General features: G+C 53.9%; 12 protein-coding genes and 1 tRNA gene. 2 read left to right on the forward strand and 11 right to left on the reverse strand.

The genetic code is table 11. The features are described from left to right. The 9 genes from K675_RS31695 to K675_RS33275 all read right to left on the reverse strand — a co-directional run. A partial coding sequence (locus K675_RS31695) for a hypothetical protein (RefSeq protein ID WP_157384028.1) occupies positions 1-536 on the reverse strand: 536 nt, incomplete at its 3' end. 62 nt (positions 537-598) lie between these two features. Next, the gene (locus tag K675_RS33485; RefSeq protein ID WP_017907111.1) at positions 599-985 is read right to left on the reverse strand and encodes a phage tail assembly chaperone; all 387 of its coding nucleotides are present in this window, start codon (positions 983-985) and stop codon (positions 599-601) included. Further along, positions 982-2187: a hypothetical protein gene (locus K675_RS0129835; RefSeq protein WP_017907112.1), complete on the reverse strand. Its 1206-nt coding sequence runs from the start codon at positions 2185-2187 to the stop codon at positions 982-984. The genes K675_RS33485 and K675_RS0129835 overlap by 4 nt, the downstream gene beginning before the upstream one ends. Positions 2188-2215: 28 nt before the next feature. Then, complete coding sequence (locus K675_RS0129840) at positions 2216-2398, reverse strand: hypothetical protein (protein ID WP_017907113.1); 183 nt, start codon at positions 2396-2398, stop codon at positions 2216-2218. Between the two features lie 636 nt (positions 2399-3034). Beyond that, positions 3035-4195, reverse strand: a complete 1161-nt coding sequence (locus tag K675_RS0129855; RefSeq protein WP_017907116.1) for a P22 phage major capsid protein family protein — start codon at positions 4193-4195, stop codon at positions 3035-3037. A 99-nt stretch (positions 4196-4294) separates the two neighbouring features. Further along, positions 4295-4382 (reverse strand) — tRNA-Ser (locus K675_RS0129860). A gap of 44 nt (positions 4383-4426) precedes the next feature. Next, positions 4427-5203, reverse strand: coding sequence for a hypothetical protein (locus K675_RS0129865; RefSeq protein WP_017907117.1), 777 nt, complete (start codon positions 5201-5203; stop codon positions 4427-4429). Between the two features lie 86 nt (positions 5204-5289). Next, positions 5290-5988: a hypothetical protein gene (locus K675_RS0129870; RefSeq protein ID WP_017907118.1), complete on the reverse strand. Its 699-nt coding sequence runs from the start codon at positions 5986-5988 to the stop codon at positions 5290-5292. 2 nt (positions 5989-5990) lie between these two features. Next, complete coding sequence (locus tag K675_RS33275) at positions 5991-6332, reverse strand: hypothetical protein (protein WP_157384029.1); 342 nt, start codon at positions 6330-6332, stop codon at positions 5991-5993. Between the two features lie 192 nt (positions 6333-6524). Between K675_RS33275 and K675_RS0129880 the strand changes: the two genes are divergently transcribed. Both K675_RS0129880 and K675_RS0129885 read left to right on the forward strand, forming a co-directional pair. Further along, a complete protein-coding gene (locus K675_RS0129880) occupies positions 6525-6944 on the forward strand; it encodes a LexA family protein (protein WP_017907120.1) in 420 nt (139 codons plus the stop codon). After that, positions 6926-8236: a Y-family DNA polymerase gene (locus K675_RS0129885; protein WP_080635434.1), complete on the forward strand. Its 1311-nt coding sequence runs from the start codon at positions 6926-6928 to the stop codon at positions 8234-8236. The genes K675_RS0129880 and K675_RS0129885 overlap by 19 nt, the downstream gene beginning before the upstream one ends. An 18-nt stretch (positions 8237-8254) precedes the next feature. Here the strand turns inward: K675_RS0129885 and K675_RS0129890 are convergent, their stop codons facing one another. Together K675_RS0129890 and K675_RS33280 are read right to left on the reverse strand one after the other, a co-directional pair. Continuing rightward, on the reverse strand, positions 8255-8914 hold the full coding sequence (locus tag K675_RS0129890) for a hypothetical protein (RefSeq protein ID WP_017907122.1): 660 nt from the start codon (positions 8912-8914) through the stop codon (positions 8255-8257). Continuing rightward, the coding region (locus tag K675_RS33280) for a hypothetical protein (RefSeq protein ID WP_198291711.1) at positions 8911-9130 on the reverse strand (220 nt) is incomplete at its 5' end. The genes K675_RS0129890 and K675_RS33280, both read right to left, overlap by 4 nt.

The raw sequence follows: 9130 nt of genomic DNA on the forward strand, positions 1-9130 counted from the left end.
AAGTTAGTCTCGCCAGAAGCAATTGACAGCATTTTGACGTAGATTGCGCCATCAGACTTGACAGTTAGAACCTGGTTGTAGTTTTCACCAGTAGTTGCGTTACCAACTTTCCCAACTCCCGACATTCCTTTTTCCGGATCGCCGTAGGCAAAGGACTGGGTTGTGTAGTCACTGCTGGAATGATAGTTAGGTCGGTTCTGCCCGCCAGGATAGGTTGAAACCCAGGAGCCTGTGCTTACATCGGTGATCATGAACTCGCGGCCAAGCCCGTAGGCATAGCCATCCTTGCAGTTTCCGTCCCAGTAGGCCTTCTCAACGACCATTACCTGCGCGGCAGGCTTCTCAAGGAAGATTCTGCAACTCTCTTTGTGGTTGACCGGCTGTATCCACTCAATACTTTTCGCAGGCTCCAAATTTCCAGGGCCTTGAACTGTCGCAATCACCTGATTGGCTTCATCGGTTGATACTGATTTGAGGTTTGAACACCCCGAAACTGCAAAAAGTACCGCTGGAATGACCAGGTATCTGCTTTTCATACGTCCCTGCTTATCTGAGCAAAATTCTACAAATGATAGCAGTTTCGTATCAGATTCGGCACTCAAATCCAGGGCTTTTGCGGCCAAACAACCGCAGCAGGGTCAGCAGCAAGTGTGATGTCTCGTAGAGCTTGGCGGTATTCTGCGATCGCCCTGATTCGTTCCTGGTCTGGGTCTGTCTGGGCGATGCGGGCTTCGTCATAGACAATGTTCAGGGCATGGTCAGCGCACACCAGAAGCTCGTCGCGTCTCGCCCTTATCATGTCCCAAGCGGCAGCTCGATCGGTCTCCCACACCAGTTCGCCGCTGACGACTCTGGGTACCAGGCCAGTGTTGAGCTGCTCCAGGTAGTCGCTAAGGTCTGGGATTTCTAGGCTGGGGAGGTTGGCCAGAATGGTGGCAGTGAGCGCGGTCACGTAGCCGGTGCTCTCGTTGTAATAGATCTTCATGTCTTGATGTACGCCTTGAGGCCAGCAACGCCGCTGTTGATTTTTGGGGTTCGGAAGACCACCTCCGATGGGAAATTCATGGCGTTATTTTGGATAGAACCAGACTGGCCACCAACTGACCCAGCTGTGCCAACACTCCCGCAGATCACAAGCTCGCCGAGAGTGTGGTCGTAATCTACACCCCTGTAGCCGGCAAGCTCCGGCACGTTTTCCCAACTCGCACCGCCATCAAAACTCATGACCGGACGCGCCCCGTTTGTACCATTCAGGGCCAGGAAGGTCAGGCCATAAGCGACCCCGGTGTAGTAGCTGGCAGGCATCACGACCTTCGCAATCGTGCCGTCTTGGGCATTGATTCGGTATTCCAGATTCCCAGTCCCGAAGAAAACGTAGTCAGATTTACCACCGACCAGGCGAATGTGAGCGCCTTCCTGCAGGACAGTCGAAGAGAAGCCGTTGGCAGTGACGCTGAGCTTGTGAATGCCCTGTACACCACCGATTATGCCCACGGCATAGACGTTTCCGTTTTCGGTCTGCGTGACATAGCAAGCAGTCGTGCCCTGCACGTCGAACGAGCCGATCTGCACGCCGAGGCTTGGAGATGTGGTGTCGTACTTGATCAGCAGCACGCCTGTTTGCGCCTTCACGAACACTACGTCGACGGTTGCGCTCAAGCTCATGACACCCAGCACATCCAGCAATCCTGTTGCCGTCCAAACCTTGCTTGCCAGACCCTCTGGGCTTACTGAGTAGACCGATTCCGAACCCGACGACTTCCGCTCCTTGAAGTAAATGGCACGCTCGGTTTTGAAGACAGAGGTGTTGACCAAGCCAGTGTAATCAATGGACGACGAAAGCACGTTGTTGACGTAAATCCGCATCGTCCCGGACTCGCTAGCCACTTTCACCTTGCCCAGTTGTTTCACGTTGTACGTGTACACAGTGCCAAAGCGCGACCCACTGTTTGCGTTGACACTGATCGGGGTGGTGCCGAAAGCCCCGATATTGAGCTTACCTGCCAAGACGGGGTAATCAGCCGTCTGCCGTAGCTTGCCATCGCACTCAAGGGCATCGCTGTACGACCCATTTGGCCGCAAAACCACGTCACCCACCTGCAACCCCTCACCAGTGGTGATGAGGCCCGCAAACTCGCTCAGGGTCAGCGCCTGAGAGCTACCAGGCTTGTGCACGTGCATGCGCATTGATGGATCTCCGCCCCACGAGGGCAGGTCACTGATTGTCTTCTTCGAACTCATAAAAAAGCTGCTCTAAATCGTCTGTGTGCTCACCTGTGAAGCTGCCGGCTGTCATCTCAAACAGCACTGCATCAACGACAGGGGCTTCAAAAAGGTGTGCCTGTTTCGGCGCCAATCGCAGACCAAACAGCGCTGCAGGGCCGATATTTTTGATCATTTGACTGCGTGCACCCAGCAGCTTGCGGTCTCTTCGCCATCCATGAGTCGCACTTGAATCACAGCGCCACGATCGACAGCGATAAATGACCCGCCACGCGCATCGATGGGCGATGAGTCAGTGCTGACCGACCCACCGACGCACACGTGGATCAGCGACTTGCAGAACAGGTACGCCGCCTCCGATTCGCAAGGGAGGGAGACCAGGACATCAACCCCAGCAAGCTCTTTACGCCCAAGCAACTCAGCCGGGGCAACAATCGGCAGCGGCTCGCGCTCACGCGTCTGAGCAGTGAACAGACCTGGTCTCTTACTCATCGCTCACACCCTCAGCAGCAACAGCAGGCTTCCGACCACGCCTCTTCGGCTTCGCATCCCCATCAACAGCCCCCTCAGCAGCAGGAGGTTGTTCAGGAGAGGAATCAACAGAGCCAACAGCCAGATACCCCAGCCCCAGCCAATGCCCCTCAGCCCGCGACCCCGGCTCGACAAACACTTGGTGCCCATTGCTCTGCAGGCAATACACAGCTAAATCGCGCTTCATTCTTTGTTCTCAAACCTAGCGTGTTCCACGTGGAACATATAATGGCATTTATTGATTGGCGGTAAGAAAAAGGGCCCCGGAGGGCCCAGTCTCTTAGTGCCCGCCGCAGCGAATGGCACGTTCTGGAGCGACTGCCTTGAGACCAAAGAGCGTCTCCAGCTTCCACTGGGTGCTTTCTTTAGAAGGGTCGTACCAGCTCAGCAAGCGCAGGGTTACGCCGGTCAGTGGGTCGGACATCGAAGCGATGGTGGTTGAGGCAGCGTTAGCCGGGGTTTTGAGCTGGCGGAACGCGATCATAAATGCCGACTTGGTAAAGGCCAGGTCAACGTTGTGGTCGCCAACTACTTCAACGGCAGCGCCGGCAGCGATCGGGCTCAGAACTAGCGGGAAGACCGGAATCGCATCACCAGTGGTGTCAGCAGTGACGGTGAAGGTCTGCAGAGAGCCCGCTACTTTGACGATGTCGCCACGATTGAAGCTGGCACCGTTCACGCCCGAAAGAACCAGCATGTTGGCACCGGCAGACGCACCTGCAGCCATAGTCATACCAGCGTTAGCGGCTGCGGTACCAGCAACGTGGTAAGGAGCCTGAACATCGCTGTAGAGATCGATGCCGTACTTGCGACCAATCAGACCCTGTTGAATGACGCCGGCATCGCCAGTTTCGTTGAGCTTGCTGAACTCTAGGAGCAGGTCAGCCTCAGTGTCCCCGGTCATCACCAGCTTGACGCCGTTAGTGATCTTGCGAGCTTGGAACGCCTTGCGCAGCGCGATCAGGTCAGCCTTGTCACGACCTGCAAGCGAAGCTGGGTTGCCGCTGATGCTCGGTACGTCTTTGTACAGATCGAACAGCTCGCGGTTAATGCGGACAGCAATCGAATCGACTGCAGCTTGCATTGCCGATGGGAGGGTGAACTGAGAAGCGTGGCGCAGGAAGTCTTCGTCAGTCATGGAGAACTGCTTGTACACGTGCTTGTCGAGCTTAATGTCAACAACACTTGCTTGGATGTCGTCAGAGGTTGAGCCTTCGCCTTTTGGGTGATCCTGGGCTTCCGAGAACTCGATCGGACGAGGCAGCTGTAGGGTCTGGCCGACGTTTTCAGCGACGTCATCGGTGTTGACCGTTACATGGCCGGTCATCGACAGCTGGCCGCGCAGACGGGAAATTGCCGTAGGCAGAATCACTTCATTTGCCAGGGCTTCAATGTCGTTGCCGAAGCGAATCAGGGCAACAAGGGGGAGCATTGCAGTCATTACTTTCACCTGTTTTTATTTTTATGGGTGATGAATTGGGAAGGTTTTGAAGCTACGTCCGCCCACAGGGCAAAACGGGTGTCGGCACAGCCGACGAATTGGCGGTGAAGGAAGGATTCGAACCTTCGGTGCCCTAAGACACACTCACTTAGCAGGCAAGCCCTTTAAGCCACTCAGGCACTTCACCAAATCCCAGAGAGCCTGTGCTCCCCAGGGGTATTGCGGGGCAAATCAGTACTGGATGTTGATCTCGCCAGACTTCCGCTTTGCAACCAAAGCTGCGTGCTCTTCTGGAGTCGCGGTCGACAGCTTTTTCTGCCACTCGCCGATGCTGACAGTCACTCCATTGCCTTGACCGCCACGCGAGCCAGAACCAGGCAGGTTTTTAAAGTAGTGAGGCTTCGAGGTTTTGAGGCCTTCGATCCACTCTGCCGGGGTAATCGGGGCACCATTGCGACCTGGGATGATGTTTCCCGCTTGGTCGCGGGCTACCAGACCATTGTCACTGGGCTTCCAGGTCTGCTGAGCGAGGAAATTGAGGTCGTCGATAGCTGATGCCTGGAAAAATTCGTTCTGCATGGCGACGTTGCCGATCTCTGTGCGGATCTGGTAGGTCTGCAGCCGTGCTTCACGATCAGCAATGGCCTTGGTAGCGGTTTCGAGCTCTGCGTCTCGCGCTGCCAGGGCTTCTTGGTGGGTCTTGGTCAGAGCCTGCTGTCTGCGATCCAGGATGGAGTCGAGATCAAGACGACCTTCCTTAAAAGCCTTTCGATCTTCGTCTTCCTGCAGTCCTGACTCGAACTTGCGCAGGGCTTCCTGGGCTTTTTTCTTCTCACCCAGGGCCTGGTCGACCTTGGTTCGGAGACCGTCCGTTTCTTTGGAAACAGCAGCGGAGAGAAACTCTTTGAACGCTGGATTATCAGCGAGAGTATTGAAATCAATCTGGGAAGGTTCGGGATCACCCTCACCAAAACGCACAAGACTTACCAACGGTTGCTTATGAAACATTTAGTCCCCCAAGGACATTGTTTTCTTATTGTTATGTCCCATTATAACTTGGGCAAAACACAATAGGGGGACGAATGCAAACTTTTTCAGGCTTTTTTACGAGCATGAAAGTGACGAATAAGCCTCTGCTCGCTCGGCGTCAGCTTATATAGAGCATCATAGAACCGCTGACATGGAACGAAGCGCCGAGTTTGTGCAAGGTACAGGATGTGATGGACAAACCCCGTATCCACCAGCAGCCTCATAATCTCGGCTTCAACAATCTCATCCTCCCCGCGAGCCTGGAACGGAAGAGACTCAGCCACCGCTTCAAAACACAAATACAGCTCCATCGCCGAAAGCTTTCTCTGTGGACGGCGCCCAGCTGGCAGCCGGTGCAGGTAAAAATCCTTCAAGAGCCGTGCAATGTGGAACTGCGAGTTTTTCAAGATATTCGGGATCTGACCGATGATAATTTCGTCTTCAAACTCCCGGACTTGATTGAGCAGGCAACGAGTCAACTCCAGGTCATTGCACAAGAAGACGCCTTTTTGCGCCTGGAGCAGCACATGGGTGGGGCCAACGAGAGACCCAATCTCGATCAACATCTCGCGGTACTCATTCGGCATAAGGTTGTGTTTGCCATCAAAGCCTTGAGCATCCAGGTATTCCGCGATCTCACTCAGGAGCTTGTTTGTGGACGCGCTGATCTCTTGCTTGTCCAGGTGGTGGCGAATGGCTTGGAGGCCTGCGAGGTTTCTGCTCTTAAAGTACTGGAAAACAATGTCGCCGGCCTGGTAGTCCATATTCACCACTCATTAATTTGCGCTAACACCTCCTCGGTGAGGTAGGCCAGCGTCTGATTGTCAAATTCGTCGACGCAGAAGGCGTAATTGCGTCCGCGATACTGCATGTTTCCGTTTGTCAGCATGTATCTGATAACTGCTGCAAAGTACCTCAAGCATCCTGTATGGCCGTTGTCAGCCCAATATCCCCACTGCTGATCGTCCTTACGCAAGGCCTTTCGAAATTCGGGGCGTCCTGGGTAAAAGGTCTTTTCTTCATCAAACCCACCAACCAAATAAATCGTGCATACATCAAGTGTTGATTGATCACAACGCGTGACGGGCACGGCAAAAGCAGCAGTCATTCCAGACACCTTTCTTATTGTTTTTATGCCTTGATTATGGCCTGTGAGCAATGGAAAAATCAATATTATGGCAAATATTTGCAGTCGAAGGCGCTTCGCGAAGGGGGCGATCTTCCGACCAGCAGATTTTGCTTGATTTCGGGGCAGCTTCGGACAAACTGTATATTTATCCAGTCCACCTGATTTCCGACCATGCTGACAGCCATACCCGAGCTCTCGTTGAGCCAAATCCCGCTACCTCTTCAGCTCTGCAAGCTCCGAGCAGGCTTCCCGTCGCCCGCTTTGGACTACGTAGAGGACAGGCTGACGCTCAACGACGTCGTCCAGCTCGACCCCCGCTATTGCTATCTGGCGGTCGTAGAGGGCGACAGCATGATCGATTACGGCATCCAACCGGGGGACATCGCGGTCATTAGCCGGCGTGACGAAGCCGCAAAGGGAAAGATCGTGGTGATCAGCATTGACGGCCAGAACACCCTAAAGCTCCTGCAAGAAGACGCCCTGGGGCCAGTCCTACTCGCCGGCAACAAGGCCTACCAGCCAATACGTCCTGGAGAGGGTGAGGAATGGGTCTTTGGTGGAGTGCTGATCGCATGTCTGAAGCGATTTTGAAGCCAAATTGGCGTTTGAGCGCAAACCAGAAACGTGTGTACGCCCTAGTCGACTGCAATTCCTTTTACGCGAGCTGTGAGAGGCATCCGCTGTGGCGTCCAGACCTTGCGGGGAGTCCGATTGTGGTGCTCTCGAACAACGACGGCTGTGTGATCGCACGATCGAAAGAGGCCAAGGCGCTTGGGTACAAGATGGGTGATCCGTTCTTCAAAATCCGTGATCAGCTGGCTGCCCAGGGCGTGCAGGTTTTCAGCAGCAATTACACGCTCTATGACGACCTGAGCAATAGGGTCATGCTTACTTTGGCGGATTTTGCGGCTGAATTGGAAGTGTATTCCATCGACGAAATGTTCTTGGATTTGACCGGGATGACTGGCTTTCAGGGCATGGCGGAGGAGATGAAGAATCGGGTTTGGCAGTGGACTGGAATACCCGTTGGTGTGGGGATCTCGACTACCAAAACCCTCGCAAAATTAGCCAACTGGGCGGCAAAGAATTGGAAGGGGTTGCCTGGGTTTGCCGTGGTTCTCGATGATCGCCGGCACGAGCTGCTGCTGAAACGAGCACCGATCGGGGAAGTGTGGGGTATCGGCAGACGGTGGGCTGAAAAGCTTGAGGCGCGAGGGATTGCGACAGCCTGGCACCTTGCATGTGCTGATAACGAAGAGCTGGGCCGGGAATTTAATGTGGTGCTGCAGCGTACTGCCCTGGAGCTGCGGGGTGTGCCTTGCAATGAGTTAGAGCTGCAGGCGCCGCCGAAGAAGCAAATCATCAGCTCCAGGGCCTTTGGTTCACGTCAGCAGGGGTGGCGACCCGTAGAGCAGTCGATCGCGAGCTATGTGGCCCGTGCTGCTGAAAAGCTTCGGGCTCAGGGATCTGTGTGCCGCCGAATCGACGTGGGCCTCATCGTGCGAACCGCCACATCTGAAAGCTTCTCAGACGCCTGGTCTACAGCCTCAGCAAAGCTGCAGCAGCACACAGATGACACCTCGATCTTGCAGGGTGCCGCTGTGAAATTGGCTAAGAAAATCTTTGACTCCGGCGCGGTCTACGCCAAGAGCTCGGTTGCGTTGAGCGACATCTGCCAGCCGGAGGATCTCACTGCGGATATGTTCACGCCACAGGCAATCCAGAGCCCACGAGCCAAGGTTCTGGATCTCATAAATGGCAAGTATGGGCGAGGCACACTGAGATCAGGAACGATGATTGGGGACACCACTTGGTCAATGCAGCGAGGTCACTTGAGCCCGTACTACACTACAAGGCTCACTGATCTCCCCAGGTTGAAATGACAGTTTTTCTTAGCCAACTTACAGCCCAAGATCAACAGCAAACAACCCATCTTCAAGCTTCATTTTCCCTGCTTCGTGCAAGCGAACTCTGAACTCGTCCAGGAACTTTCCATCCTTCTTCAAAAACAGCTCAACTTCCTTTTCAGTCTTGCATTCCCGCAAGTACTCGGCTACCAGTGGATTCTGCTTTTCAAAGCGCTGGATAAAGTCATCGCGCTTCTTATCGTGGAACTTCTCGATCAAACTCTTCATGCCACCACCCCAGAACATAGCTTTAAACTGTTCAGGCGTATGCTCAAAAAAAGCACGCCCCATCTCAATCGAACTACCAACCCCGGAAAGCCAATAAAACCTAGCAGCTACAGCCTCGTCAGCAATTATAACCCGATCAAACCTGTCCAGGAACCCACGCTCGAACCCGATATCCGCACACAGGCGGTACAACTGATTGCAGAAATCACAGTCATCAGCGGTAGAGTGAACAACATCCCAAACCCTATAAAACCGCCGATCCCCGAAATATTTTTCAGGCAGGTAGGAGAACTTTGAGTACAAAGTGATAATCAGATCGCGCTCATGATCGTATTCCTTGCCATCAAACGTTACGACTCCCTCATTCTCTACAAGGGTTGCAGGGAATACCCATCGCAGGTAGTTGAGGACACCATTAAAAATCATTGCACACCTGCTGCAGTGTTGTAATAGTCGACCAGGCAGCGCCAGACGCTTTCAAAATCATCATGCACGAAGTTCCAATAGAGCTTGCCCATCAGTAATTCAAGGCCTGGCGTTCCGTCTTTTAACTCGACAAATACCCGACGCACTAAAGCATCAAGGAACTCCAGATCATTCATTCCATCAGTTTTTTCTTGACCGACGAGTGTCCAAATCAGA

Origin of the sequence: Pseudomonas fuscovaginae SE-1 (assembly GCF_000364705.1) — a bacterium.
Classification (GTDB): domain Bacteria; phylum Pseudomonadota; class Gammaproteobacteria; order Pseudomonadales; family Pseudomonadaceae; genus Aquipseudomonas; species Aquipseudomonas fuscovaginae_A.

Coding starts and splice junctions, on each gene's coding strand:
- K675_RS33275 (WP_157384029.1), bottom strand. CDS start 6,332: ATGACTGCTGCTTTTGCCGTGCCCGTCACGCGTTGTGATCAATCAACA.
- K675_RS0129890 (WP_017907122.1), bottom strand. CDS start 8,914: ATGATTTTTAATGGTGTCCTCAACTACCTGCGATGGGTATTCCCTGCA.
- K675_RS33485 (WP_017907111.1), bottom strand. CDS start 985: ATGAAGATCTATTACAACGAGAGCACCGGCTACGTGACCGCGCTCACT.
- K675_RS0129835 (WP_017907112.1), bottom strand. CDS start 2,187: ATGCGCATGCACGTGCACAAGCCTGGTAGCTCTCAGGCGCTGACCCTG.
- K675_RS0129885 (WP_080635434.1), top strand. CDS start 6,926: ATGTCTGAAGCGATTTTGAAGCCAAATTGGCGTTTGAGCGCAAACCAG.
- K675_RS0129865 (WP_017907117.1), bottom strand. CDS start 5,203: ATGTTTCATAAGCAACCGTTGGTAAGTCTTGTGCGTTTTGGTGAGGGT.
- K675_RS0129880 (WP_017907120.1), top strand. CDS start 6,525: ATGCTGACAGCCATACCCGAGCTCTCGTTGAGCCAAATCCCGCTACCT.
- K675_RS0129840 (WP_017907113.1), bottom strand. CDS start 2,398: ATGATCAAAAATATCGGCCCTGCAGCGCTGTTTGGTCTGCGATTGGCG.
- K675_RS0129870 (WP_017907118.1), bottom strand. CDS start 5,988: ATGGACTACCAGGCCGGCGACATTGTTTTCCAGTACTTTAAGAGCAGA.
- K675_RS0129855 (WP_017907116.1), bottom strand. CDS start 4,195: ATGACTGCAATGCTCCCCCTTGTTGCCCTGATTCGCTTCGGCAACGAC.